Origin of the sequence: Pseudomonas sp. Larv2_ips (assembly GCF_963879675.1) — a bacterium.
Lineage (GTDB): Bacteria > Pseudomonadota > Gammaproteobacteria > Pseudomonadales > Pseudomonadaceae > Aquipseudomonas.
Genome location: NZ_CAWOAW010000031.1, coordinates 25,004 through 50,004, shown reverse-complemented (window position 1 = coordinate 50,004; position 25,001 = coordinate 25,004). Strand labels below are relative to the sequence as shown.

24 protein-coding genes are annotated in these 25,001 nt (G+C 62.2%); 10 read left to right on the top strand and 14 right to left on the bottom strand.

Features of this window, described 5'->3' with window-relative positions; translation table 11 throughout:
• Positions 1-618: 618 nt before the first annotated feature.
• From AACV02_RS25945 to AACV02_RS25925, 5 genes are all read left to right on the top strand, one after another.
• Positions 619-927, top strand: coding sequence for a MazG-like family protein (locus AACV02_RS25945; protein ID WP_119737788.1), 309 nt, complete (start codon positions 619-621; stop codon positions 925-927).
• A complete protein-coding gene (locus AACV02_RS25940; RefSeq protein WP_119737786.1) occupies positions 920-1,669 on the top strand; it encodes a methyltransferase in 750 nt (249 codons plus the stop codon). Before AACV02_RS25945 ends, AACV02_RS25940 begins: the two co-directional genes overlap by 8 nt.
• Before the next feature lie 24 nt (positions 1,670-1,693).
• The gene (locus tag AACV02_RS25935; protein WP_106577710.1) at positions 1,694-2,296 is read left to right on the top strand and encodes a DUF4136 domain-containing protein; all 603 of its coding nucleotides are present in this window, start codon (positions 1,694-1,696) and stop codon (positions 2,294-2,296) included.
• A 43-nt stretch (positions 2,297-2,339) separates the two neighbouring features.
• A complete protein-coding gene (locus AACV02_RS25930; RefSeq protein ID WP_119737784.1) occupies positions 2,340-2,897 on the top strand; it encodes a DUF4136 domain-containing protein in 558 nt (185 codons plus the stop codon).
• Positions 2,898-3,110: 213 nt separating this feature from the next.
• A complete protein-coding gene (locus AACV02_RS25925; protein WP_119737782.1) occupies positions 3,111-5,087 on the top strand; it encodes a pilus assembly protein TadG-related protein in 1,977 nt (658 codons plus the stop codon).
• On the opposite strand, the gene AACV02_RS25920 is transcribed toward AACV02_RS25925, so the two are convergent.
• Both AACV02_RS25920 and AACV02_RS25915 read right to left on the bottom strand, forming a co-directional pair.
• The gene (locus tag AACV02_RS25920) at positions 5,084-7,816 is read right to left on the bottom strand and encodes a PAS domain-containing sensor histidine kinase (RefSeq protein ID WP_119737780.1); all 2,733 of its coding nucleotides are present in this window, start codon (positions 7,814-7,816) and stop codon (positions 5,084-5,086) included. The genes AACV02_RS25925 and AACV02_RS25920 overlap by 4 nt on opposite strands.
• The gene (locus AACV02_RS25915; RefSeq protein WP_106577714.1) at positions 7,813-8,253 is read right to left on the bottom strand and encodes a TadE/TadG family type IV pilus assembly protein; all 441 of its coding nucleotides are present in this window, start codon (positions 8,251-8,253) and stop codon (positions 7,813-7,815) included. Before AACV02_RS25915 ends, AACV02_RS25920 begins: the two co-directional genes overlap by 4 nt.
• Positions 8,254-8,325: 72 nt before the next feature.
• Between AACV02_RS25915 and AACV02_RS25910 the strand changes: the two genes are divergently transcribed.
• Positions 8,326-8,799: a prepilin peptidase gene (locus tag AACV02_RS25910; RefSeq protein WP_119737778.1), complete on the top strand. Its 474-nt coding sequence runs from the start codon at positions 8,326-8,328 to the stop codon at positions 8,797-8,799.
• Positions 8,800-8,925: 126 nt separating this feature from the next.
• Positions 8,926-9,708: a response regulator transcription factor gene (locus tag AACV02_RS25905; RefSeq protein ID WP_119737776.1), complete on the top strand. Its 783-nt coding sequence runs from the start codon at positions 8,926-8,928 to the stop codon at positions 9,706-9,708.
• 142 nt (positions 9,709-9,850) lie between these two features.
• On the opposite strand, the gene AACV02_RS25900 is transcribed toward AACV02_RS25905, so the two are convergent.
• The 8 genes from AACV02_RS25900 to cpaB are packed head-to-tail and all read right to left on the bottom strand — an operon-like array spanning position 9,851 to position 17,263.
• Positions 9,851-10,120 (bottom strand): DUF3613 domain-containing protein, encoded by a 270-nt coding sequence (locus AACV02_RS25900; protein ID WP_119737773.1) that lies wholly within the window; start codon positions 10,118-10,120, stop codon positions 9,851-9,853.
• A gap of 2 nt (positions 10,121-10,122) precedes the next feature.
• A complete protein-coding gene (locus AACV02_RS25895; protein ID WP_119737771.1) occupies positions 10,123-10,845 on the bottom strand; it encodes a tetratricopeptide repeat protein in 723 nt (240 codons plus the stop codon).
• A gap of 10 nt (positions 10,846-10,855) precedes the next feature.
• Complete coding sequence (locus AACV02_RS25890; RefSeq protein WP_119737769.1) at positions 10,856-11,749, bottom strand: type II secretion system F family protein; 894 nt, start codon at positions 11,747-11,749, stop codon at positions 10,856-10,858.
• 1 nt (position 11,750) lies between these two features.
• The gene (locus AACV02_RS25885) at positions 11,751-12,632 is read right to left on the bottom strand and encodes a type II secretion system F family protein (protein ID WP_106577720.1); all 882 of its coding nucleotides are present in this window, start codon (positions 12,630-12,632) and stop codon (positions 11,751-11,753) included.
• A gap of 13 nt (positions 12,633-12,645) precedes the next feature.
• Positions 12,646-13,914, bottom strand: a complete 1,269-nt coding sequence (locus AACV02_RS25880) for a CpaF family protein (RefSeq protein WP_106577721.1) — start codon at positions 13,912-13,914, stop codon at positions 12,646-12,648.
• Complete coding sequence (locus AACV02_RS25875; RefSeq protein ID WP_106577722.1) at positions 13,911-15,104, bottom strand: AAA family ATPase; 1,194 nt, start codon at positions 15,102-15,104, stop codon at positions 13,911-13,913. The genes AACV02_RS25880 and AACV02_RS25875 overlap by 4 nt, the downstream gene beginning before the upstream one ends.
• A complete protein-coding gene (locus tag AACV02_RS25870; RefSeq protein WP_119737767.1) occupies positions 15,101-16,321 on the bottom strand; it encodes a type II and III secretion system protein family protein in 1,221 nt (406 codons plus the stop codon). The genes AACV02_RS25875 and AACV02_RS25870 overlap by 4 nt, the downstream gene beginning before the upstream one ends.
• Positions 16,322-16,336: 15 nt before the next feature.
• Entirely contained in the window at positions 16,337-17,263 is a 927-nt protein-coding gene (gene cpaB, locus AACV02_RS25865; RefSeq protein WP_106577724.1) for a Flp pilus assembly protein CpaB, read from the bottom strand.
• A 332-nt stretch (positions 17,264-17,595) separates the two neighbouring features.
• Between cpaB and AACV02_RS25860 the strand changes: the two genes are divergently transcribed.
• From AACV02_RS25860 to AACV02_RS25850, 3 genes are read left to right on the top strand one after another with little or no spacing between them, the layout of a single operon-like run.
• Positions 17,596-17,790, top strand: a complete 195-nt coding sequence (locus tag AACV02_RS25860) for a Flp family type IVb pilin (RefSeq protein ID WP_119737765.1) — start codon at positions 17,596-17,598, stop codon at positions 17,788-17,790.
• A 54-nt stretch (positions 17,791-17,844) separates the two neighbouring features.
• The gene (locus AACV02_RS25855) at positions 17,845-18,039 is read left to right on the top strand and encodes a Flp family type IVb pilin (protein ID WP_106577726.1); all 195 of its coding nucleotides are present in this window, start codon (positions 17,845-17,847) and stop codon (positions 18,037-18,039) included.
• 59 nt (positions 18,040-18,098) lie between these two features.
• A complete protein-coding gene (locus AACV02_RS25850; RefSeq protein ID WP_119737763.1) occupies positions 18,099-18,506 on the top strand; it encodes a response regulator in 408 nt (135 codons plus the stop codon).
• A 321-nt stretch (positions 18,507-18,827) separates the two neighbouring features.
• On the opposite strand, the gene AACV02_RS25845 is transcribed toward AACV02_RS25850, so the two are convergent.
• From AACV02_RS25845 to AACV02_RS25825, 4 genes are all read right to left on the bottom strand, one after another.
• Positions 18,828-20,510: a ShlB/FhaC/HecB family hemolysin secretion/activation protein gene (locus AACV02_RS25845; RefSeq protein WP_119737761.1), complete on the bottom strand. Its 1,683-nt coding sequence runs from the start codon at positions 20,508-20,510 to the stop codon at positions 18,828-18,830.
• A 182-nt stretch (positions 20,511-20,692) separates the two neighbouring features.
• Positions 20,693-22,465 carry a collagen-like triple helix repeat-containing protein gene (locus AACV02_RS25840; RefSeq protein WP_256680432.1) on the bottom strand — a complete coding sequence of 591 codons (1,773 nt, stop codon included), beginning with the start codon at positions 22,463-22,465 and terminating at the stop codon, positions 20,693-20,695.
• A gap of 292 nt (positions 22,466-22,757) precedes the next feature.
• On the bottom strand, positions 22,758-23,606 hold the full coding sequence (locus tag AACV02_RS25830; protein WP_119737759.1) for a MaoC family dehydratase: 849 nt from the start codon (positions 23,604-23,606) through the stop codon (positions 22,758-22,760).
• A 2-nt stretch (positions 23,607-23,608) separates the two neighbouring features.
• A complete protein-coding gene (locus AACV02_RS25825) occupies positions 23,609-24,961 on the bottom strand; it encodes a 3-oxoacyl-ACP reductase (protein ID WP_119737757.1) in 1,353 nt (450 codons plus the stop codon).
• Positions 24,962-25,001 lie beyond the last annotated feature (40 nt).

The window sequence follows — 25,001 nt, the reverse complement described above, 5'->3', positions numbered from 1 at the left end:
CCACCCCACCCCATTGTGGCGAGCGGGCTTGCCCCGCGTTGGGCTGCGCAGCAGCCCCAGAAGACTCATGTCTCGCGTCGTCAGATTTCAGGGCCGCTTCGCGCCCCAACGCGGGGCAAGCCCGCTCGCCACAACAAGCCCGCAAACACCTATCAAATGCAGGCGCAGCCTCACCCGCGATAGCGCTCCCAGCAACCCCTCCCAAGTTTGATCTACACCCGATTCAACTGTGGGAGCGGGCTTGCCCGCGATGGCGCCCTCAGCAACCCCCCCCCCAAGTTTGATGTACACCCGATTCAAATGTGGGAGCTGGCTTGCCTGCGATGGCGCCCTCAGCAACCCCCCCCCAAGTTTGATGTACACCCGATTCAAATGTGGGAGCTGGCTTGCCTGCGATGGCGCCCTCAGCAACCCCCCAAGTTTGATCTACACCCGATTCAAATGTAGGAGCTGTCTTACCCGCGATAGCGCCCCCAGCAACCCCTCCCAAGTTTGATCTACACCCGATTCAACTGTGGGAGCTGACTTACCCGCAATGGCGCCCTCAAACACACCACCGGGATTCACTTGCCTTCATCCCTGATCCCCCCGAAGCTATACACCTTCAGGAGCCCCCGCATGAACCTCGAACACCTCACCGAACGCCTGCACCGCATCCGCGATAACAACGACTGGAAGCAGTTCCACAGCCCGAAAAACCTGGCCATGGCCGCCAGTGTGGAAATGGCTGAGCTGGTGGAAATCTTCCAATGGCTGAGCGAAGACCAATCGCGCCAGCTACCCGCCGACACACTCGCCCACGCCGGGCAGGAAGTCGGCGATATCGTGTTGTACCTGCTGTTGCTGTGCAGCGAGTTGGGCCTGGACATGAACGAGGTGGTACGCGCCAAGCTGGCCGACAGCGAACGGCGGTTTGCCCATGAGTGATCGTCATTTCGACCAGCTGGCCACGCGCTTTGCCGAGAAAATCTACGGCGGTGCCAAAGGCGCAATTCGCCTGGCGGTGCTCCAGGCCGACCTGATCGAAGCGCTGCCGGACCGTCCATTGCGGGTGTTGGATATCGGCGCAGGCCTGGGGCATATGTCGCTGTGGCTGGCCGAGCGCGGCCACCAAGTGACCCTGGCCGAGCCCGCCGAGCCGATGCTCGAAGGCGCGCGCCAACGCTTCGCCGACGCCGGCCAGAGCGCAACCTTTATCCATGCGCCCTGGCAAGAACTGCTCGGCCAACTCACCCAGCCCTACGATTTGGTGCTGTGCCACGCTGTGTTGGAATGGCTGGCCGAACCCCATGCGATCCTGCCGGTGCTGCACCAGCTCACCGTGCCGGGCGGCTGGCTGTCGCTGGCGTTCTACAACCGCGATGCGCTGATTTACCGCAACTTGCTCAAAGGTCACTTTCGCAAAATGCGCAAGAACGACATGGCCGGCGAGAAGCAGAGCCTCACCCCGCAGCAGCCGCTCGACCCGCGGGAGTTGGCGGCGCAACTCGAGGGGCTTTGGCAGGTCGAAAGCCAAAGTGGCGTGCGGGTGTTCCACGACTACATGCCGGTGGAATTCCAGGCCCGCGCCGATGTGCAGGATTTGTTGGAGATGGAACTCGCTCACCGTCGTCACCCAAGCTTTGCCGGACTTGGGCGTTATTTACACTGGATTTTCCGTCCGGTTTAAGCGGCCCAGTCTGCGGAGGTCGAAATGCGTCGTCTCTGTTTGATCCTGTTGTCGGTGGGCTTGAGCGCCTGCTCCAGCCCCAATCCCTACGTGGCCGCTTCCGCGCCGATGCCCCCGGCACCGGCCCAGGCGGCCAACACCTTTGATGCCAGCGCCTACCCGGCGCCGGTGCGCGACTATGGCGCCTACCGCAGCTGGGGCTGGCTCAACGGCCAACTGCCGGCGGGCACGGCCTGGGCCGACTCGGCGCAGATTGCCGAGGCGGTCAGTGGCGCGCTCGACCAGCGTGGCCTGCGACCCTTGCATGACAACCGTGCGCCCGACCTGCTGGTGAGCGCCGATGTGCGTCTGGAAAAACGGCTGCGCCAGGTCCAGGACGACTATGGCTACGGTTACGGCGGCTATAACCGCTATGGCAATGGCTACGGCATGTACAACACCGTGCCGGTGGTGCGCACGTATGAAGTGACGGTCGCCGTGGCGCGCATCAGCCTGTTCGATGCCCGCACACGCCAGCCGGTGTGGAGCACCAGCGCCGAAACCGCCAGCCAGGGCAGCCTGAGCCAACGGGCCGATGCCTTGCGCGAAGCGATGCAGAAGGCAATGAGCGCCTATCCACCCAGTTAGCAGCTATTCTCATCTCAGGCTGAATGTATTTTGGAGATAAACCATGTTTCGTCGCATTGCTGCACTTGCTGTTGTCGTGTTGCTGGGCGGTTGCCAGTCCAACCAGGTCAACCACGACTTTGACGCCAGCCGCGACTTCGGCGCCTACCGCAACTGGGCCTGGAAAGACCCGGCGCTGCAATATCGCCCGGATGATCCGCGGATCAAGAGCGACCTCACCGAGCAGCGCATCCGTCAGGCCGTGGGCGAACAACTTGACCAACGCGGCCTGCGCCCCGCCGCCGCCGGCACCAAGGCTGACCTGAACGTGCAGGCTTACCTGATCGTCGAAGACCGCCAGCAACAAGTCACCACCAACTACGGCGGCGCCTGGGGTGGCCCATGGAATGGCTATTGGGGCGCGCCGATGTACAACGAAACGCGCAACATCACCTACAAAGTCGCAACCATCCAGATCGACTTGCTGGACGGCAAGGACGGCAAGCTGGTGTGGCGCGGCAGTGACGAGCAGATGATGGCCAGCAGCCCAAATCCACAGGACCGCAACAACGCCATCCGCACCACCGTCAGCAAAATCCTCTCCAACTACCCGCCGCACTAAACCTTTCCCCAATTCCCTGTGGGAGGGGGCTTGCCCCCGATAGCGCAGTGTCAGTCAATAATGCTGTGACCGACCCACCGCCATCGCGGGCAAGCCCGCTCCCACATTGGATCTCCTGCAGCCTTGAGTCAGCGCATCCCTCAGCCCTTGTCTACACTCAAAGACACCCCAGGAGAGTAAGCGCTCGGCGACTCGCCGGCACAGGAGTGCTCGATGTCTCCCCGATTTCATTGCAAGCAGCGCGGCGCCATTGGCTTGATGGCCGCCGGCGTATTGGCGGTGGTGTTGGCGTTTACCTTGCTGGTGATCGACAGCGGCCGTTTGTACCTGGAAAAGCGCAAGTTGCAAGGCGTGGCGGACACGGCAGCGCTGGAAGCTGTCAGCCGCAATGGCACCTGCCTGGCAGGGTTGAGTGCGGCGGCCTACGCCGGGCAAAGCGTGGCGCGCAATTATTTCGTGGTGGGCAACGGCAACACCCTGGTGACCCGCTGTGGCTCCGTCACCACTGGCGCCTCGGGCCAGCGCACGTTCAGCGCAAACCCCGCGCTGTCGTCAGCCATTCAGGTAGTGGTCAGCAAAACCGTCACGACCAGCGTGGCCGGCGGCGTGTGGGCCCTGTTTTCCGGCAACCCGGTCAGCCTCAACACGGTCCTGTCAGCCACGGCGGTGGCGGCCAAGCCCACGCCATCCTTGGCCCAACTGACCATCAACAGCACGTTGGCCAGCGTCAACACCGCCAGCGCAAGCCTGTTGAACCCCTTGTTCAGCGGCTTGCTCGGCGGCAACCTCAACTTGACACTCGCCGGCTGGAATGGCTTGCTCAATACCAATATCAGCCTGCTCAGTTACCTCGATCAACTGGCGATCAACCTGGGCGTGACCGCAGGTAACTACACCCAACTGCTCAACACCAATGTCACCGCCTCGCAGTTGATCCAGGCCGCAATCACGGTGCTCACCGCCAACGGCGCGACGGCGGATGTACTGACGGCCCTGGGCAGCTTGAAAATCGCCGCCATCAACCAGGCACCGCTGACCCTCGGGCAGATCCTGCAGTTGCAGACGGGCACTACCGCCGCCGCGCTGAATGCCAACCTGCAGGTGTTCCAGCTGATTCAGGGCGTGGTGCAGCTGTCCAACAGCCAGAGTGCGGCTGCCGCGACCTTGCCTGTCAGCCTGCTGGGGCTGGCCAATATCACCACGCAGGTCAAAGTGATCGAGCCGCCGCAACTCTCGGCGATTGGCGACCCGGCGTTGGCCGCGGCCAACCCCCAGGGGCCGAATGCGATCTATGTGCGCACCGCCCAGGTGCGCACCGAGGTGACGGTCAGCCTGCCGGTGCTGAGCAGTTTGTCGGGGCTCACCACGGCTGTGAATAACCTGGTGGGGCCGCTGACGCCGGTGATCAACAGCCTGTTGAGCCTGAACCTGGTGAGCACGATCAACTCGGCGCTGTGTTTGCTGGGGGCCGGCTGCCAACAACTGGACCTGCTGGCGTTGCCGGGCAACCTGCCGCTCAATATCGTGCTGGATGCCGGCGGCGCCAGCAGCTATGTCACCGCCTACAGTTGCCCGACGGGCAGCGCTGGCACCAAGAGCCTGACGGCCTACACCACCACCTCGCTGGCGTCGCTGAATGTGGGCGCTATCACCAATGCGTTTTCCAGCACCTTACCGATGACCGTGGCGCCTTTGGCGCTGATCGATATCGGCACCAAGACCTGCCATGAAATCCTCGGAATCGGCACCTGCGGTACGCGTGTGCCGTTCGCCGGCGGTGGCGTCGCGATCAAGGTGCTAAGCCCGATTGCGGCGAGCAATCAGACCCTGGTGTTCTCCAGTACTGCGCCGTTCGCCACGCCACCTAATGTGGGCCTCACCCCGACCTATCAGGCTGTCGCGCCGGCGACCAATGTGGTCAGCAGCCTGTCGACCACGCTTAATGGCGTAGGCATTACGGCGTACCAGCCGGTCGGCAGTAACCCGTTGGGCGCGCTGGCGGCAAGCGTCGTGTCGCTGCTCGGCGGCGTCAGCGCCATCGTCACCCCGGTGGTGGACAGCCTGCTGGGGCCGCTGCTTAACCCGATCCTCAACAACCTGTTGAATATGTTGGGCATCAGCCTGACGAATGTGAACGTGGGCGCCAACCTGACCTGCGGCCAGACCGGCGAGGCCTACCTGGTGATTTAAGCGTCGGTGGCCCTGGGCAGTTCCACACAAAACCGCGCGCCGTGTTCGCCATTGCTGACGCTGAGGCGTCCGCCCATGTTTTCAACGATGCCGTAGCTCACCGACAGGCCCAACCCGGTGCCCACGCCGATCGGCTTGGTGGTGAAGAACGGTTCGAAGATCCGCCCGAGCAAGCGCGGGTCAATGCCCCCGCCGTTGTCCTCGACCCAGATGCGCACGTGGCGGCTATCGTGTTCGGTGTGCACGGCAATCCACGGGCGCAGCTCAGGGTTTTTTTCGCGCTGGCCCAGCAGGGCATCGCGGGCGTTGACCATCAGGTTGATCAGCACCTGTTCAAGCTGGTCGACGTAGCCTTGGACCTGCACGGGAACGTCCGCCTGGGTCAGGCGAACTTCCACGCCTTTGCCGCGCAGGCCTTCACTGAGCAGCGACAGGGTGCCCTCAACCGCCTGCGCCGGGTCGAACGGTTGCTGCTCGACCTCCGAGCGGCGGCCAAACACGCGCATATGGTCCACCACCCGGGCTGCACGTTGAACCTGGGCGTCGATGCGCTGGAGTTTTTCAGTGAGGTAATCGACCTGCACGTCGCCATTGCCCAGGCGCTTGAGCACATTGACGACGGCCATGCGCATCACGTTCAGCGGCTGGTTGATTTCATGGGCCAGGCCGGTGGCCATTTCGCCGAGGGTGGCCATTTTTGCGCTTTGCGTCAGTTGCTGCTGCGAGCGACGCACTTCGGTGTTGTCGCGGCCCACGGCCTGCACCTCGACCAGGGCACCGTGCTCATCGAACACGCCGCGGTCCGACCAGACCCACCAGGCGTGTTCGCGCCCGGGCAGTTGCAGGCTGATTTCGGCGGTGCTGACTGGAAACTCCGGGGTCAACTGCCCGATACGCTGCACAAACGCCTCGCGCTGTTCGGCTGAGAGCCAGTCGCCCAGGTTCAGCCCGCGCAACTGTGCGGGCCGGCATTCGAGGTAGTTGGCCAATGGCGTGTTGCCGAAGGTCAGGGTCAGGTCCGGACGGTAGCGGCAGATCATCGCCGGGGAGTCTTCGACCAGAATTCGGTAACGCTCCTCGCTGTCCTTGACCTGTTGCGCGGCCAAGGTCGCGTCGGTGACGTCCAGCCACAGGCCAATCGCTTCCACCGGCAGGCCCAGGTCGTCGCGCAGCAATTTGGCTTCGTCGAGCAGCCAGTGGTAATCGCCGTGTGTGTCCTGCACACGGTAACGACTGCGCACGCTGCCTTCGCGCAGCAGTTGGCGCGTGCGCTGAAAGTACAGGTCGCGGTCGTCGGGATGCACCCATTGCACCAGGCTGTCGTGGCTGCACTCGGCCAGGGTGCGGCCCAGCAACGGCAGCAGGCTGTCACTGAAAAACACCGGCAGCAGAGCGCCGTTCACGTAGCGCTGCACGTAGATCACCGCCGGTGAGCTGGCAATCAGGTTATCCAGGCGAGCATGGGCGGCATCGGCTTGCACCTGCTGGTTCTTGATGTCGCTGATGTCGAGCATGAACCCGACCCAGCGGCGTTGCTCACCCACGCCCAGCACTTGGCCCTGCACTCGATACCAGGTCGGCGGTTGGGCGCTGTCGCCACGGTTGAGGCGTACGCTGGCGAGCAACGGCTTGCCCAGGGTCTGCAGGTCGCGCAGGCGGCTGTGCAGTTCCTCCCGGTCGGCGGGGTGGATGAACGCCAGCCAGGTGTCGAGGGCTTGCCGGGTTTGGGCTTGCTCTGAGCCGATGTTGCGCATCAATTGCGGCGCGAGTTGGATTTCTGAACTGGCCGGCAGCAACTCGAACCAGCCGGTGCCCAGCAGGCCTTGCAGGGCTTCCAGGCGCTCCAATTGTTGGTGGTGGCGTTGCTCACGCAGGCGGCCGAGCAACGGCGCGGCGAGGGCGGCGGCGAGGTTCAGCCAATCGCGGTCGCGCATGTGCGGCTGGCCGTTGTACGCGCCGCACAGTAACCACGCGGCCACGCCCTGGCCATCGCGATACGGCACCAGAAACCCGTCGGCATTGCCGAATACGCTGTGCAGCCGCGGGTGTTCTCCGCGTCCATAAGGTGCCTGCAAACTCAGCGGGGCAGTGCCGTTGAGGCTGTCCAGGCAGGTGCCGAGGCGCTGCCCGTCGTGCCAGAACAGGGGCGCATCGTGGTTGGCGTACTGGCTGTAGATCACCCAGTCCTGGTCCTCTTGATCGAGCAGCGCGAGGGCCACGCACGGGATGCGCCAACGTTGCGCCACGCTGGCCAACTGTTCGTTGAACACGTCGGGCAGCCGGCTGAGGCTGCACACACTCAGGTGTTCACTCACAAGGCTGGCCAATTGCTGATTCTGTTCGCGCTGCTCTGCCAGGTGCCGGCCATTGAGCAAATCGCCGATGTCCACGGCATGCAGCAGCCAGCCGTTATCCTGGGCTTCAATCGTGCCTCGCGTTTGCAGGACTTGCCCGGCGACGCCGCGAAAATCCAGGTCGAGGCTGTGGCGCTGCCAATCGGCAGGAACGCCTTCTACCACCCTCGCGCTGTGGGCACACAACAGGTCCAGGAGGGGCGGTGAACCCGTGTACTGCGCCAGATGTGGACGCAGTGCACCGCTGATTTCGAGCACGCGGCCGTGCGCGTCCAACCACAGGTGCAGCCCGGCGGCCGGCGGCGCAGGCGTGTCCAGGGCCAGCGCGCTGCTTCGGCCGAGCAGGCGCCCGAAGAGTTTGTCCCCCGAGGTCAAAACTGCAGGCTCGAGGTGGCCTGCAGCGTCGTCGGCAGCTGCGGTACGGTGCCGATGCCGGGCAGGACAATAAACGGCATTACCGCCTGCAGGTTGGCGGTGGGGTAGTTGATCTTCACTAACAACAAGCCGCTGTTGAAGGTGGTGGTGACTTGCGTGGCGGCGTCGAATTTGTAGGCGGGCGGGATCCACAGCAAACGGTTGGCGACTGCGGTTTTGGCGGTGTTTTGCACGGCGGCGGCGTAGCCCTGCATGTTGGGGTCCAGCGCCACGCTCAGACGTACGGCTTCTGCCGTCGCCTGGTTGAACGACTGCAACAACAGCAGCGGCAGGCTATAGCTGACCATGCCGTAGAACACGGCGAAAAAAATCACGAACACAGCAATGAATTCGATTGCTGCCGCGCCTTTTTGCTTATCCGGGAGGCTTGTTTTCATCACCGCGTCTACCCTGACGGCTACTACTTGATATCAGCATAGAATCAATCGGCAAAAAGGGATGTTTTTTACGTGATCCATGGCGCAGTGGTGATGGTGTGGTTGGTGCTGTGTGCAGCGCAGGATGTTCGGCAGCGGTTACTCGCCAATCGTCTGACGCTGGGCGTTGCCTTGTTGGCGATGATCTATCTGTTCTGGACGGGCACCACGTGGCTGGGGGCATCGACCGGGCAGGGGCTGTTGGCGTTTTTTCTGGCGCTGCTGCTGACCTTGCCTGGCTACGCCGTCGGTCGTCTGGGCGCGGGGGACGTAAAGCTGCTTGCAGCATTGGCGCTGGTGTCGGATGCGAAGTACTTGCTGTGGTCGTTTGTAGGGGCGGCAGTCGCCAACTTAGTCTGGCTGATCGTTGCGCCAACGCTTTGGCCGCATATGAATCAACATCTTAAAAAGCACATGGGCTATCTGGCGCCCGGTGTGTCAAAAAAGCAGCCATTCGCCCCGTTTTTACTGGTGGGTTTTAGTGTTGCGTGGTTTTGGATCCATTAGTCGTCAGGGGGTATTAACGCTATGTACATAGTCAGAAAGTGCGTCTACGTTTAATGAGTAGATGTACGGGAATATGTGTCGTAAAGGGATGGTCAATCTTTTGGCTTGAAATGCATGGAGTAGCGCGTGAACAAGCTTACCTCTGCGGTAAAAGTGCTCGTTGTCGATGATCAGCCGCTGATCGTGGAAGAGCTCTGTGAATTTCTTGAAAGCAGCGGTTACCGCTGCGTCCCATGTGAATCCAGCCAACAGGCCCTGAAGCGTTTCAGCGAAGATGCCGACATCGGCCTGGTGCTGTGCGACCTGCATATGCCGGAGATGGATGGCATCGAGTTGGTGCAGGCCCTGCAAAAAATCGCCGGTAAGCAGCGCGCGTTCGAAGCCATTATGTTGACCGGTCGTGCCGACAAGCAGGACGTGATCAAGGCCCTGCGCGCAGGCATCGCGGACTACTACCAGAAACCGATCAACCTGCACGAGTTGCTCGAAGGCTTGCAGCGCCAGGAAGCCGCGCTGCAAGAGCGCAAAAAGGACCTGCAGCTGGGTAACTTGAACCAGAAACTGCAGTTTCTTTCCGAGTCCATCAACGACCTGTATCAAGACCTCGATAAAGTGCGCAGCAGCCGGCCTGGGCGGGAAAACGACGAGGTGTCGCCCGAGGATGCCGGGCCGGTGGAAATCCCGGCGATCTTCAACCAGTTGTCGCCACGCCAATTGGATGTTGCACGGCTGGTGGGGAAGGGGCAGACCAACTATCAGATTGCCTGTGAGTTGGGCATCACTGAAAACACGGTGAAGCTGTACGTGTCCCAAGTGCTGCGCCTGACGCACATGCACAACCGCACGCAATTGGCATTGGCGTTATCGCCAAATAATTCAGCGCTGCGCCAGCGAGTGACGGCGCACTGATCTGCCCGTTTAAACTCGGTCAAAATGTGGGAGCGGGCTTGCCCGCGATGGCGGTGGATCAGTCACGGCTGTATTAGCTGACACACCGTCATCGCGGGCAAGCCCGCTCCCACCTGTTGATGGAGACCTGGCAGGTTTTTTCTCAATTACTCCCTTGAGTTTTGCCCCCCACCTTCTGATCGAAATATTCCGGAATCGGATACTTGTAGCTGTCCAGTAAACGCTGGTGCGCCTTGTCACGTTCGGCCGCAGAGGCCTTTTGAGGCGTTTGCGACGCCGCGCTGCCCGTGACCTGCAGCGTCAGCCATTGCTCGGTCAAGGCCTGCTGCGGCGACGACGGGCCGGGCTCGATGGCCATGGCGCTGAAGGGCAACACGAGCATGGCCAGGCTGGCGAGATAAGGTGTTTTCATCATCAATTCCTCGGGGGGCTTGCGGCATCACTGACGGCGGCGACTTGATCCTTGGCTTTGGCGACGGGCGTGCCTGAGCCTTTGAGTTTCTCGGCGCGGGCCTGGGCCTCAGTGACTTGCTCGGGGCTCAGGCCCATCTGGCTGACCAGTTGCGCGGCCTGCTTCCAGTTGTCCTGATAAATCAACAGCGTCACCAGGTTGACCGCCGCCAGCGGGTCGCTTTGCTTGAGTTCCATGGCGGTCATGAATTCAAAGCGTGCGTCTTCCAGGCGCAGTTGGTTGAGGTACACCACGCCCAGGTCGTTGCGGATTTTCTCGTCGGTGGGCGCCAGCCGGGCGGCGCGTTGCAAGTGGGCCATTGCTTGCCCGTTATCGCCCTTGGCCGAAGCGATCTGCCCCAGGCCGTGTTCGCCTTCGGCGGCCATGCAGGTGCCGATCAGGCTGCGGTACAACGGCTCGGCTTCGCTGCGCCCGAGCAGGCGATAGGCCTTGGCCTGGCGCAGACGCACCTGGGGCAGATTGGCCGGCAAGCTTTGCAGGTTGGCGAGGCTGGCGTGCAGCTTGCCGTCGCCGGCCATTTCATCGGCCAGGTTCAACGACAGCTCTTGATCGGAACTGGGCTTGGGGCAACTGCCGGTGCCGGTAAACGCGCCCCACGGGGTTTGGCCATTGGTGGCGCAGCCACTCAGCAGCAACAGGCTCAAACCGGCTATCAAGGCTTTCATCGGGCGCTCCTCATAAGTTACTCAAGGCCCGGGTGATGCCAATAAAGGCGGGCCCCCCGAGCACGATCAGCAAGGCGGGAAACAAAAACACCATCATCACCACGGACATTTTTGCCGACATCTTCGAGACGAATTCCTGGATCCGCGTGAGGCGTCGGTCGTCGAGCAATTGCTTGAGCGACAGCAGCGATTTCATCGCGCCGCCGCCTTGCTGCACCAGTTGCTGGAGGATGGTGCAGGTGTCGGTGAATTCATCCACGGCCAGCAGCCGAGCGGTCTTGCCCAGCTCCTCGCTCAGCTCAAGGCCCGAGTCGACCCGTGTCAGGATCAAGCGCAACTCATGGGTCAGCGCCGGCAACAGACGTTGCGCTTCAATGCTCAGCACGCGCAGCGCTTGTTCAACCGCCATGCCGGATTCGAACAGGATGCGCAGCAGCGGAATGAAGGTCGATACCTCGCGGGAGATGCGTTGCTGGCGCGCCTTGGCGGCCCTGGCCAGAATGCGCTTGGGCAACAGATAACCGATGCCGAGCGCCAGCAACGGCGCCAGCCACGGCGAGCCGGTCGCGGGGTACGTCACCTCCTGGACCACCAGGGTAATGATCAACAGCAGCAACGGCGTACCGACCTGGAAGGCGGCGAACATCGAGCGCTGGTTGGCTTTGCGCCAACCGACACGGTTGAGCAGGATCTGGGTTTCGTTGTCCAGGCTCACCGAGCGTTGCGCGAGCGGGCTGCTACCCAGCTGGCGCATCAGCGTGCCGAACGTGTGTTCGCGCGCCATCTGGCCCTGCAAACGTTGGGCAACCAGGCGCTGGCCGCGCCGGTGTTTTATCAGGTTGGCCAGCACCAACCCGAGGGCGGCGATGAACAGTACAGCGCTGATCAGCAGTGCAATCGCCATCTCATACGCTCCGCAACATGCGCCACAAGGTGAAGCAGCCCAACAACTGCATCACCAGCGCCACGAACAACAGAATGCGCCCGGTGCCGTCGTTCCACATGGTCATCAGGTACGCGGGATTCACCGCCAGGAAGTAGCCGATCATCGAGATCGGCAGGGCCGTGAGCACATAGGCCGTGACGCGCGTTTCGCCGGTCAACGCGCGCAACTGGCGGGCAGCTTGCTCACGTTCGCGGATCATCTTGATCAGGTTTTCCAACAGCTCGCTGGCGTTGCCGCCGTAGCGGTGGTTGACCTTCAAACCCAGCGCGAACAGGCGAAACTCATCGCGCTCGTAGAATTCGGCAAAGTCGTGGGCCGATTCCGGCAGGCTCACGCCCAGTTGCACGTTGCGCCGGATACGGCCCATGGCTTGTTGCAGCGGGTCTTCGGTAATCTCGATGCCGCCCAGCACCGCGTCGGCCAGGGTTCGCCCGGCCTTGAGGCTGCGCACGGTGTGGTCGAGCAATTGCGGCAGTTGTTCGATCATGCGCTTGATCCGCCGTTGATAGCGCCAGGCGATGTACAGGCGCAGTAACAGCAGCGGCAACACCAACATCACCAACAGACCGATCCAGCCGGCAACCAGCAGGCCCAGGACTGCGCCCAGCGCCCAGATCGCCAGCCACAGGCCGAGGTTGTCACTGGGTTTGCCCAGGCCTGCGCGCAGGAACATGCGCTCCACGCCGCTCCACTGGCTGTTCTCTTCGACGAGCTGCGGCTGGCCTTCGGCGAGGCGGCCGAGCACGCGTTCGGTCTGGGCGCGGCGCAAACCGATCTGGAAGGAGCGAATCGACAGGCCGATCAGAATCAGGCAGATGAGCAGCAGGATGGCCCCGGTCATGCTTGCGTCCCCTTCAAGGCAGTAACGGTTCGCGGCGCAGTTTTTCACCGGCCGGGTTGACCGCCTCGCGCAGGAAGCCGAAGCCGGTGCGCCGGTCATGGCGGAACAGGGTGTTGGTCACGTACACGTCTTCACGGATGCCCACCACCTCGACCACTTCGCTGACGCAACGGCGGCCGTCCGGCAGGCGGGTCAGTTGAATCACCACGTCCAGCGCCGCACAGATCATTTGTCGCAGGGTTTTCTCCGCCACCACACGGCCGGTCAAGCCCACCAGGGTTTCCAGGCGCAGCAACGCGTCTGCCGCGTTGTTGGCGTGCACGGTACTCATGGAACCGTCGTGGCCGGTGTTCATGGCGGTCAGTACATCAAGCACTTCCACGCCGCGAATCTCACCCAGAATGATGCGGTCGGGGCGCATCCGCAGGGCGTTGCGGATCAGGTCGCTGGCTTTCACCTCACCATGGCCCTCGGCGTTCGGCGGGCGGGTTTCCAGGCGCACGACGTGAGGGTGACCCAGTTGCAGTTCGGCCACATCTTCGATGGTGACGAGCCGCTCATGCGGGTTGATCAGCTGACTGAGAATATTCAGCAGCGTGGTTTTACCGGTGCCGGTGCCGCCGCTGATCAGGATGTTGCAGCGCTTGCCCACCGCCTCCTGGAAGAAATCGAAGATATTCTGGTCGATGGTCTGCATGGCCACCAGGTCGCTGCTCTTGAGCATGTCCTTGCGAAATTTCCGAATCGACAGGCACGGCCCGTCCAGGGCAATCGGCGGGATGATCGCGTTGACCCGGCTGCCATCGGGCAGGCGCGCATCCACCATGGGCGACGACTCGTCCAGACGCCGGCCCAGAGGCGCGAGGATGCGCTGCATGACGCGCTCCACGTGGTGCGAGTCAATAAAGCGCAGGTCACTTTGATGCAGCAAACCGTCACGCTCGATAAACACCCGGTGGGGGCCGTTGACCAGGATTTCCGTCACCGACGGGTCGCGCAGCAGCACTTCCAGTGGGCCGAAACCGGTCAGTTCATCGACGATTTCTTCGGCCAGGCGCTCCATTTCATAGCGCGAGATCGCCAGGTGCATGCGGTTGATGTATTCGGCCACTTTGTCGATGACAAATTGCGCCAGCAGCGGGCGTGAGCCTTCCAGCAGATTCTTGCCCGACTCTTCGATGGCATCGATGATGTACCGATGCAGCACCAACTTGAGCCCATCGTGGTCGGTGTTGCCACCGATGCCGCGAGCGGGGGCGCCGAAGAGTTTTTCGCCGTTCATTTGCCGGTGCCCAACAGGCGGTCAAGCCAGTTATGAGATTGTTTTTTCATGCCTTCGGAGCGTTTTGCCAGGCGTTCGCCCAGGGTTTTCAGGCCAAGGGTCAGCGGTTCTCGCGGGGCCAGGGCGAATAAGGTCTGGCCCTGGTTTTTCGCATTCAGGCGTACTTCCGGGCTCAATGGCAACACGGCAATTACCTCCAGCCCGAAGCTCTTTCCCAGCGCCTCGGAATCGGGCGCGCAGCTTTTGATATAGCGATCGACCAGCAGCTTGGCGTGCTCAAGTTTCATGCCTTTTTCGCGCCACTGGTTGAGTATCGCGAGGTTGCGACGGCAGTCGAGCACGCTCTGATCGGTGCACCACAGCAGCTTGTCGCAGTGGCTGACAAAGGTGCGCAGCGCTTCGCTGTCCTGCTGGCCGGCGAGGTTGACCACGATGTGCTGGAAGTGCTGGCGCAGGGCGCTGAGCAGCATGTACAGCTCGGCGGCGCTGGTCTGTTCCAGGGGCTCATCGTTGGGGGCGTAGGCGAGGATGCGCAGGCCGTCCTCGGCAGAGGTGAAGGCGCTGTTGATCAAGGTCGCGTCCAGCCGCCGCAGGTGGCGCAGGGCATCGCCAAAATTGAACGAGCTTTCCAGCCCCAGCAGCGCCAGGCTGTCACCGCGTGGCAGGCCCAGGTCCAGCAGCAGGGTTTGCTGGCCGCTTTTTTGTACAACCAGCGCCAAGTGACCTGCGAGCAGGGCGCCGTCGGCATTGCTTTGAGTGCCGTACAGCACCGTGAGGCCGCCCAGTTGGGTGTTGGTGGTCACGGGCGGCAGGCGTTTACTCAGGCGGCGCACCAGCCCGGCCACCTCGCTGGAGCGTGAGCCATAGGCGACAAAATCCCGCGCCCCGGCGCGCATCGCATTGAGCACCAACTGGTTGTCCATGCCGTCACCGAGGGCGACGATGGCCAGCATCGGCTTGGCTTCCAGCGCGCCTTCGATCAGCGCGCTCTGGGCCACCACATGCTCGCGGTCGAGGCCGACAAACACCAGGTTGGCGAAGGTCACGTCGACCAGCGCCAGTAACTCGTCCAGCGTGCCGCTGCCGGCACTGACCACTTGGCCAAGCGGTGCCAGCGCGCCCTGCAGCCACTCAAGGTCAGTGGTGTTGCGGGTGATTGCCAGAAAGGTCTGGCTCAGGCTATCGCTCATTGTGACAACCCATTGTTGCGGTCGAAATTACCGTTTTCCAGGAAGTACAGGCGGTACCAGTTCGGGTCGTAGTTGCGCAGGTTCTCGCCAGGCAATGACGGCAGTTGAGCGTTGGCGGCCAGCGGCTGAACCAGGTGCGGCGTGACGATCATCAGCAGCTCTTTGTCCTGGCGGTTGACCGAGGAATCGCGAAAGAACGCGCCCAGGATTGGGATGTCACCCAGGCCCGGAAACTTGCTGATGTTGGTGGTGTTGTTGCTGCTGATCAGGCCGCTGATCACGAAGCTTTCGCCATCGGCCAGGGACACGCTGGTGTCGGTGCGGCGGATGGTCAGCGCCGGTACCTGGATGTTTTGAATGACCACGGCGTTGGTGTAGTCCAGCTCGCTGACTTCCGGTGCCACCTTGAGGGAAATCCGGTTGCGGTCGATGACGGTGGGGGTCAGGGTCAGGCGAATGCCGAACTCTTTGTACTCGATGGAGATGGTGTCACTGCCACTGCTGGGCACCGGGATCGGGATCTCGCCACCGGCGAGGAAGGTCGCGCTTTGCCCGCTCATGGCCACCAGGCTTGGGCGTGCCAGGGTGTAGGCAAAACCGCTGCTTTCCAGGGCGTTGATCATCGCCGAGACACGCCCGCCGCCAAAGCCGATGTTGAACTGGTCAGCGCTCACCGGCAGCTTGAAGGTGCTGGGCGTGGGAAATAACAGGTTGGGGCTGCCGAGGAAGAAGTTCTTGCCCATGCCCAGGATCTTGGTGCTGGCTTCCTTGAGTTTGGTGCGGCTGACCTCGACAAAGCGGATGTCGGTCTGCACTTGGCTGGGCAGCGAGGGGTCATCCGCGGGTGCCAGTGACAGGCTGGTCAGCGCCGCTGTGGCCTTGCCTTTGACGAACACCATGCTCTGGCGCGGCGTGTTGGAGCAGGCGGTCCAGACCATCAGGCTGGTGGTGCCGGAGGCGATGCCGGTCAGCAGGAAACCGCGATCGCCGTTGAGGTGCACGTCGGCGATTTTCGGGTCGCCGATGGCCAGGCGCGTGATCGCCACCGGTGATTGCAGCTCCTGTTGCAGGCCTTCGCCCACCGAAAGGGCTACGGGTAATTGGCCCAAGCTACTGCAGTTGCCGGCGGCGGCCACGGCCCCGCCCACCGACAGGTTCGACAGCAGCAGGGCACAGGCAATTTTCAGCGTGAACACCGGTGCGAAACGTCGGCTCATGCACAGCATCCTTGTTCAATCAGGCGTTTGTTGGGTTGCTTGGTTGCCGCGAATCACCTCCACACCGGTGCGGTGCGGAGCGCTCTGGGCGACTTTTTTCGGGGCTTGGGCAAAGGCCAGTTGCGTGAACTGATAGAGGTCGCGGTTGGCGCTTTGCAGCTTGCCCGGTGCGTCGCTTTCGCCGGCCCAGTACTGGCTCAGCAAGCGTTCGTCGGCACTGCGCACGGCCAGGCGCAACGTGCCGGCCTGGGAGGCGAGCATCAGCCGGCTCAACAGTTGCTCGGGCACTGCCAGCACAACCGTGCGCGAGGGCGCGCGGCGTTGGGCTTTTTCTTCGGCGGTCATCGCAGGCGGGGAGGCGGGAGTGCCGTCGTTGGTCAGGCCCATTTGGTCGCCGACGCTGAGCAAGCGCATGGCGGGGACGACCACTTGGGCAGACTGTTCAAGGTTGGCGGTGTCTTGGCGCAGATAGAGCAACACGTCCACGTAGTCGCCGGGGCTCAACTGGCCGGCTGCGCCGATCACTTCATCCACGGCCACCGCCAGGGCGCGTTCGTCGGGGCGGATCATGCGCGCCAAAGGCCCGCCAGGCGTGAAGCTTTCTTCGTTGAGCCAGGTGCCGGCCTGCAACGCGCGCCAGGGCGTGCGGCCAATGGCCTGGTCGACACTGGTCATGCTGCCAGCTGGCACCGTGCGCAGTTTTTCTACACTGAGGTCGGCGGCATTCAAGGCGACAAAGGGGGGGACATCGTGGGCCAGCACGACCACCGGCTGGCGGGTCTGGTCTTCGACCACGGCGACGGCTTTTTCGACCGGCGCGGTCTGGGGCGGCGGTGGCGGCGCCGGGGCAGGTTCACGACTGAGCACCAATCCCCAATAACCGGCAAACAGTGCGCCGACCAAAAGCACGCCGGCCAGTATCATACTCAGACGTGTGTTCACGACGGCTCTCCCTTTCCTGTTGCACCACAGCCCGTCTATCCGAACAGGCCAATCACGCAACCGGCTGCTATGAACAGCTGACTAACTATTTCGCTATTTGAAGGTAGTTCAGCTAGGACGAAATGCCATTACTGACAGAAAGATTTCTTCGCCCCGCCATAAGTAGCCTTTTAAATCACGGATTTAAGGCGTCAGTAAGGCGACCTCTACTTTGTAATTAATTCGTTCTTACAGTTGTGAGCGCGGGGTTTGTTGACAATGCTCAGGTGGCACATCGCAATTACTGTGCAGGACACCGTGATAGGGCGCCTGGTCGCCAAAGGAGCAGTACAATGATCCTTGATCTGTTGATTAAACTTCACGTTCAACTCCAGCTGCTTTTTCATCGCAAGGAAGGCGCCACGGCGATTGAATACCTCATTCTCGTGGCAATTGTAGCGTTGGTGATACTGGCAGCCGGTACTACGCTAGGACCAAAGATCACGACGTTCTTTGGCAAAATCCAGACCGCGATTACCACAACGTAAACAATGACTGTGCAATCCCTTGATATGGCGTTCAGTCGCCAGAGGAGAAGTACGATGGTTCTTGATCTGCTGATGAAACTGCATGTTCAGCTTCAGTTGCTCTTGCACAATAAAGAGGGAGCGACGGCGATTGAATACCTCATCCTCGTGGCCATTGTGGCGCTGGTTGTACTCGCCGCAGGCACGACACTGGGGCCTCAGATCACGATCTTCTTCGGTAAAATTCAGAGCGCCATTACCACGACGTAAGTCGCAGGCAGCATCCTGTGAGTACGCTCGTTATTGATTGGCAATGCCAGGTAGTACCCATGAATGCTGCATCCGCACCTTTTCGCCAACAAATCCTGTTGGTGGACGACGAAGAAGATGCCCTCGTAGAACTGGCGGAGTCGCTGGAGAACGAGGGCTTCGTTTGTTTTACCGCCACCTCCGTGACTTTCGCGCTGCAGGAGCTGACCCTCAACCCTGACATCGCGCTGGTCATCACCGACCTGCGCATGCCTGAAGAAAGCGGGATCTCGCTGATCAAGCGCTTGCGCGAACATACCGATCGCCAACACCTGCCGGTCATCGTGATGTCGGGCCATGCCGAGATGGATGACGTCAGCGACATGCTGCGCTTGCAGGTGCTGGACCTGTTTCGCAAACCCATCTATCTGGTGCGGTTGATCGATACCCTCAACAGCCTGTTTCCGCTGATCAAACACAAACTGTAGGCGCGGGCTTTCCGCGGCGAGAGGCGTGTCCGTGGCGAGCGGGCTTGCCTGTGGCGGGCGGGCTTGCCCCGCGTTGCGCTGCGAAGCGGCGCCTAACCCTGCCAACGCGGTTTTGAAGGGGAAAATGCGGCGACTAGGTCAGGGCCGCTTCGCGACCCTACGCGGGGCAAGCCCGCTCGCCACGGACAAACCCACTGACCAAAGACAAAGCCAATGGCTACAGACCAACCCACTGGCTAAGGACAAACCACTGGCCACAGATCAGCCCCCTTGGCCAAAGACAAGTCCATTGGCCATGAACACGCCTGCTACCGCAAACACTCAAAGTTGATAGCTGAAACTCAGCGTATACCGCGGCCGCCGGTTGAAGCTGTCCAGGGCGATGTCCGACATCGGCTTGGCGGCTTCAAGGGCGATGTTGTAGTACTTGTTGTCGCCAAAGCGCAGTCCCACAGCCGCCGATGACATGTCGTTTCCTTTGACCGGCAGCTCGTTGAACCAGGTTTTGGCGCGGTCGAGAACCACGTAGGGTTGCAGGACCTTTACCCAGTCGCCGGCACGGTTGAAGCTGTAGTTGACCTCATAGGCCACGCCCCAACCCTTGTCGCCCGAGGCTTGGTCGTCGGGATAGCCGCGGCCGAAATTCTGCCCGCCGAAGGTGGCGCGTTCACTGTCGGGCAAGGTGTCGTCGCTCCAGTAGAACGCCCCCGACAGCACGCCTTGCCAGTTATCGAAAAACTTGTCGCTTTGCACGCCGGACAGGCGCAGGCGGAAGAAGTCCAGGTCAGGCTTGGTGACTTCCAGGTCGCTGCGGGTCGTGGCCCCCAGACCGTTGATGCCTTGGTACAGGCCGGCGCTGAGGATGCGTAATTGGCGAGTGTCGGCTTTGCGCCAGTCGGCCTCGAACGCCAGCGCGCGCAGGTTGGTTTCGATGTCGAAACGGTTGGGGTAGCCCACCAGTTGATAGCGCGTGGTCTGGTCAACGGCATACAGGCGCGTGCCCAGGGTCAAGGATTCGGTGGGTGAGGCAATCAGCGGATGGCTGAGGCCAATGGTGTAGCGATCGATCGCCTGATGCGGCTTGAGTTCGAAGCCGCCGTCCAGCTGTATGTTGCTTTTGGGGTCGGCGCGGTAGCGCTCGGCGCCCACTACCAGCTGGCTGCCCTCGGCATTGATGAACTGGCTGTAGCCCACGCGGTAGTAGTGTTCTTTATCGTCGCCCGGCGGGAACAGGCCGCTGACGTTGAGCTGTTCGCCCATGGACGTCTGGGCATTGCTGGTGGCGGTGAGCAAGGCTTGGGTGCCGCCACGGTTTTCGTCGACCAGGCTCATGCTGGTTGTAAACGGCTTGCGTGTGGCTTCGATGTTCATGTGCGTGGCGCCATCCGTGGTGCCCGGCGGTGGCACTTGCGCTTGCAGGGTTACGCCGGGGATACGGCCCATCAGGGTGGTATAGCGCTCGAACGTCTTGCGCGTGAGAGGGCGTTCAGCCAGCAGTTTTGCTGCGAGTTTATCGACGTAGGCCGACACCGAGCCGATGTCGCCGCTTTGCTGATAATCCTTGATGTAACCCTCCACCAATACCACGCGCACCAGGCCGTTTTCGAAGGACTGTTGCGGCAAGAACGCGTAGGACAACAGGTAGCCGTCGTCCTGATAGCGACGGGTGATGCTGCGGGTGGCTTCGATCAGTTGCGCCAGGTTGGTCTCATGGCCAATCAGCGATGCGTAGGCCTTGGCCGTGTCCGCCAGCGGGTAGACCGTACCGCCCTCGATCTGCAGCTTGCGGATGGTGACTTTGGTGTCCATCTGCAAGGGCTGGTTCTGGGTCGCAGGCGCCTGCGGCACCTGGGTCTGTGGTGTGACCGGTCGATAGGCATCGGCGGGAAGGTTAGGCACCGGCAGGGTGCGAATGGTGTCGTTGCTGTTAAGAAAGCTGGGAAGGGTCTCGGCCTGGACGTAGGCACTGAGGGTAAGCAATAACAACGGCGTCAACACGCGCATAGGACACTCCATGGTCAAACTGCAGCAGCGTTTCGGGCCCGCCGGGTTCTTGGACGCGGTGCGGGAGGGCGCGGCAGTCGTTAACGCCAGCCCATAAAAAAGACGAGAGACTTATAAGGGTCTCTCGTCTCAACCAAGCGTAGGCGCTGTAGGGGAGGCCGTCTAATCGGCCAGGTGCAATTCTATTTTTTGCCGGTCAGGCCGTTCAGCAAACCTCCCAGACCGCCGCTTGTGCCTGTGCTTGCACTGCCACTGGCCGAAGTGCTGGCGCCAGCGCCTACAGTCAGACCACCGAGCAGACCACCACCACTGCCACTTGCGCCACTGGTGCCACCGGTGACTAAGCCGCCCACTGCGCCTACGGTGTTGCCGACGGCCGTTACGGTGGTGCCTACAGCGTTAGTGATCGGGTTGGCATTGGCAGCGGTCAGGTTGGTGCCGATACCGCTGACTGCGCCGCCGACTTGAGTCACCAGGCCGTTGACGGGAGCGCCGATACCTGTGGTGGTGCCGATGTTCTGCGTCAAGGTGCTAACCCCGGTTGTCACAGGATTGAGTGCCGCACCAACGTTAGTGGCCAGGCCAGCCACCGGCGCTGTAGCGGCGGTGTTGGCGACGCCGGTCCCGCCCAGTACGGTGCCGAGCGAGGCGACCGTGTTGCCCACTGCGCCACCGGTTACACCCGCTGCACTCACAGTGCCGTTGGTGTTGCCGGCATTCAGACCATTACCCACGTTGGCCACCAGGCCACCCACCAGCTCCGGCAAGCCAGGCGCCGCAGCGCCACTGGCTGGGGCGACATAACCCCCCGACTTGTCGAGCACGCCACCGACGCCGGTGAGCGCACCGCCGACGATTGTGGTGACCGGGTTGCCGGTGCCGCCGGCGCTGGCAACCTGGCCGCCTAGGCCGGTGACAGTGGCGCCAACTTTATCCAGCACACCATTGACCGGATTGCCCAGGCCCGTTGCCTTGCCGAGGTTGCCGGTGGTGTTTTCCACCAGGGACACCACAGGCACCAGTACTTTGCCGCCAACGGTGTTAGTCAGCGAACCCAATGGGCCCGTGGTACTGGACGTGCTGAGGGTGTCGCCGAGCATCGTGACCGCTTGACCGACGTTATTCACCAGCCCCCCCGCCGCAGTGCCGACACCACCGGTCAGGCCGCCGACAACAGGGATGCCACCCAGTGTGGTGCCCAGGGATTTGCCAGCGCCTGAAACACCGGTGCCCAGGTCGGCAACGCCGTTGGCCACACCGGCAACTGTTTTGCCCAGGGAGTTGCTGTCAGTGCCCAATGAGCCCAGACCGGTCGTCACACCGGTGCCGATGCTGGTCACTGCATTACCGGCGGAGGTCACCAGGCCGCCGGCAGTGACGCCGACGATAGGTACGCCGTTCAGGGTCGAGCCAATTTCACCGACCGCTGTACCGACATTGCCCACCGTGGTGCCCAGGGTGCCCGCAATCTGGCCGGTTACCAGTGGGGTTGTAATCGAGCCGGTTCCACCGCCAGTACCACCGCCGGTGCCGCCTCCAGTGCCGCCTCCAGTGCCACCACCCGTTCCGCCGCCGGTGCCGCCACCAGTGCCGCCGCCAGTACCGCCACCGGTGCCGCCACCAGTGCCACCGCCGGTGCCGCCACCAGTACCACCGCCAGTACCGCCATCTGTGCCACCGCCGGTACCTCCGCCGGTTCCGCCACCAGTACCACCACCGGTACCGCCATCCGTACCGCCGCCAGTGCCAGTTCCGCCGCCAGTGCCGCCACCGGAGCCACCGCCTGTACCGCCTCCGGTACCTGTGCCGGTTCCGGCGCCTGCGTCAGGCGACGACGCGGCGACGCTGCTGTGATGTCCACCGCCACCGCTGCTGCAGCCACCGAGGCTCATCGCCATGATCAGGGCCAGCGCGGTACTTGCTTTCCATAGCACTACTTGAGTTTGAGTTTTCATGATTGAGTTCCCTTGCACCTGTACAACCTTGGTTGTTTTCAAACGCTCGTTACTTCTAGGGATAGCGATACGTTTGTCCGTGGTGTTATCACAGACCCGGGCACTCTTTCTCGCAACGCTCAACTTGGTATTAACGATTTATATACGGGTCGCCCGTCAGTGCTTAGCGACTAATGCCAAAGGTATAGAGAGGGGAGGTATATCTGTTTTAAATCAATGGCTTGAATAAAAAAGCGGACCTTTAAAGGTCCGCTATAACTTAAGCTATATATATACAATTAATCAGCGTTATTCACGCAATCGGTTGCCACTTTCCTACCATGTGTTCAATGTTGCCGGCGCCCGTTAACAGCAACTCGCCACTGGAACCTGGCGCACTGGCGAGCAACGTTACTTCACTGGGCAGGCGGACCGGCTTTCTGAACTCGACCACGATTTCAATAGTGGCCGCAGGCAAGTGTTCACCCAGTGCGGCGAAGGTGCGTGCCGTGTTCCAGAGTCCATGCGCGATAGCCTGGGGGAAGCCGAATACCTTGGCGGTCAGGGCGCTCAAGTGGATCGGGTTGTAGTCGCCCGACACCCGGGCGTAGCGGCGGCCGATATCGGCGGGAGCTTTCCAGCGACTCAGTTCGGTAACCTGCGTGGGGCTGGGCAAAGCGTCACTTACCGACTCGCCTTCGAGCTTCACGCCCCGGCAGAGCATCTGGCTTTCGGCTTCCCACAGCAGGCCAAGGGCGTCCTCGACGGTGGTGACCACTTCAAAGGTTGCGCCCTTGGCGTGCGGCTTGAGATTTTGCGCATGCACGGCCACCGTCAGCTCGCTGACCGCGCCCAATGGGCGATGGATGCGAATACGGTTGCTCAGGTGAATCAACCCCAGCAAAGGGAACGGAAAGTTTTTTGCGGTGAGCAATTGCATCTGCAAACCGAACGCCAGGATGTGCGGGTAAGTGGCCGGCAGAATGGGGCTGTCAGCAAAGCCGCAGACCTTGCGATAGGCCGCCACGGCCTTGGGATTGACGCTTACCCGGCAGCGCAATCCCTGTTCGGGCAAGGTGCTGCCGGTGATCTTGCGCTTGAGCGCTGCACGCCAGTACAGCGGCGGTAGAAACGGGGTCGTGCCTAAGGTCTGCCATTCCATATTTACGCTCCCAGCAGGCTTTGCCCACACACCCGCAACGCTTGGCCGCTGACCGCTCCGGAACCCGGTTGGCCGAGCCAGGCCACTGCTTCGGCCACGTCCTGCGGCAAGCCGCCCTGGCCCAGTGAACTCATGCGCCGCCCGGCCTCGCGCAGGGCGAAGGGAATGTGCGCGGTCATCTGGGTTTCGATGAAGCCAGGCGCCACGGCATTGATGCTGATCCCGCGTTCGCTCAACAAGGGTGCCCAGGCCTGCGCCAGGCCGATCAGCCCGGCCTTGCTCGCGGCGTAGTTGGTTTGCCCGCGATTGCCGGCGATGCCGCTGATGGACGCCAGCAGCACCACGCGCCCGTTGTCGTGCAGGGTGCCGCTGTCGAGCAGGGCCTTGGTCAGCACCTGCGGCGCGTTGAGGTTGACCGCCAGCACCGCGTCCCAGTATTCCGGGGTCATATTGGCCAGGGTTTTGTCGCGGGTGATGCCGGCGTTGTGCACCACGATGTCGATGCCGTCCGGCAGGTGTTCGATCAATTGCGTTGCCGCGTCTTCGGCGCAAATATCCAGCACCACGGTGCGGGCGCCCAGGCGTGCAGCGAGGGCGTCGAGATCGGCCTTGGCCTGCGGCACATCAAGCACGATCACCTCGGCGCCGTCGCGCGCCAGGGTTTCGGCGATCGAGGCGCCAATCCCACGCGCCGCGCCGGTGACCAGCGCCTTGCGCCCGGCCAATGGGCGAGTCCAATCCTCGACCGGCGTGGCGCAGGCTTGCAGGCGGATCACCTGGCCAGAGATGTAGGCGCTTTTAGGCGACAGGAAAAACCGCAACGCGCCTTCCAGCTGGTCCTCGGCACCTTCGCCCACATACAACAATTGCAACACGCCGCCGCTGCGCAGTTCCTTGGCCAGCGAGCGACTGAAACCCTCCAGGGCACGCTGTGCACTGGCTGCAAAAGGATCGCTGAGGCTTTCCGGCGCTCGGCCAAGAATCACCAGGTGCGCGCTGTGGTCGAGATTCTTCAGCAGCGGCTGAAAAAATTCCCGCAGTTGCTTGAGCTGATCGGTGTGCTGCAGGTCGCTGGCGTCGAACACCACGGCCTTGAGCTTGGGGCCGTGTCCGGGGATCCAGGCAGGTGCGGTCAGCGGTGCGGTACCGTAACTGTAAATAGCGTCCGTGAGCTTATTGGCAAACGGCAGCACGTTGGCCGCCAGTGCGCCGCCGCCCAGCAGCAGCGCGCCTTCCACCGGGCGCAGGCGCCCGGCCTGCCAGCGTTCCAGGCGTACCGGTGACGGCAGGCCAATGGCGGCGACCAGGCGATGGCCGAGGCTTGAGTTGGCGAAGTCGATATAACGGTCAGACATGGAACGCTCTCCGAAGGCTGGGGTTCAAAGGGTTGACCAC

Coding starts and splice junctions, on each gene's coding strand:
- AACV02_RS25945 (WP_119737788.1), top strand. CDS start 619: ATGAACCTCGAACACCTCACCGAACGCCTGCACCGCATCCGCGATAAC.
- AACV02_RS25940 (WP_119737786.1), top strand. CDS start 920: ATGAGTGATCGTCATTTCGACCAGCTGGCCACGCGCTTTGCCGAGAAA.
- AACV02_RS25935 (WP_106577710.1), top strand. CDS start 1,694: ATGCGTCGTCTCTGTTTGATCCTGTTGTCGGTGGGCTTGAGCGCCTGC.
- AACV02_RS25930 (WP_119737784.1), top strand. CDS start 2,340: ATGTTTCGTCGCATTGCTGCACTTGCTGTTGTCGTGTTGCTGGGCGGT.
- AACV02_RS25925 (WP_119737782.1), top strand. CDS start 3,111: ATGTCTCCCCGATTTCATTGCAAGCAGCGCGGCGCCATTGGCTTGATG.
- AACV02_RS25915 (WP_106577714.1), bottom strand. CDS start 8,253: ATGAAAACAAGCCTCCCGGATAAGCAAAAAGGCGCGGCAGCAATCGAA.
- AACV02_RS25900 (WP_119737773.1), bottom strand. CDS start 10,120: ATGAAAACACCTTATCTCGCCAGCCTGGCCATGCTCGTGTTGCCCTTC.
- AACV02_RS25895 (WP_119737771.1), bottom strand. CDS start 10,845: ATGAAAGCCTTGATAGCCGGTTTGAGCCTGTTGCTGCTGAGTGGCTGC.
- AACV02_RS25890 (WP_119737769.1), bottom strand. CDS start 11,749: ATGGCGATTGCACTGCTGATCAGCGCTGTACTGTTCATCGCCGCCCTC.
- AACV02_RS25885 (WP_106577720.1), bottom strand. CDS start 12,632: ATGACCGGGGCCATCCTGCTGCTCATCTGCCTGATTCTGATCGGCCTG.
- AACV02_RS25880 (WP_106577721.1), bottom strand. CDS start 13,914: ATGAACGGCGAAAAACTCTTCGGCGCCCCCGCTCGCGGCATCGGTGGC.
- AACV02_RS25875 (WP_106577722.1), bottom strand. CDS start 15,104: ATGAGCGATAGCCTGAGCCAGACCTTTCTGGCAATCACCCGCAACACC.
- AACV02_RS25870 (WP_119737767.1), bottom strand. CDS start 16,321: ATGAGCCGACGTTTCGCACCGGTGTTCACGCTGAAAATTGCCTGTGCC.
- AACV02_RS25860 (WP_119737765.1), top strand. CDS start 17,596: ATGATCCTTGATCTGTTGATTAAACTTCACGTTCAACTCCAGCTGCTT.
- AACV02_RS25855 (WP_106577726.1), top strand. CDS start 17,845: ATGGTTCTTGATCTGCTGATGAAACTGCATGTTCAGCTTCAGTTGCTC.
- AACV02_RS25850 (WP_119737763.1), top strand. CDS start 18,099: ATGAATGCTGCATCCGCACCTTTTCGCCAACAAATCCTGTTGGTGGAC.
- AACV02_RS25845 (WP_119737761.1), bottom strand. CDS start 20,510: ATGCGCGTGTTGACGCCGTTGTTATTGCTTACCCTCAGTGCCTACGTC.
- AACV02_RS25840 (WP_256680432.1), bottom strand. CDS start 22,465: ATGAAAACTCAAACTCAAGTAGTGCTATGGAAAGCAAGTACCGCGCTG.
- AACV02_RS25830 (WP_119737759.1), bottom strand. CDS start 23,606: ATGGAATGGCAGACCTTAGGCACGACCCCGTTTCTACCGCCGCTGTAC.
- AACV02_RS25825 (WP_119737757.1), bottom strand. CDS start 24,961: ATGTCTGACCGTTATATCGACTTCGCCAACTCAAGCCTCGGCCATCGC.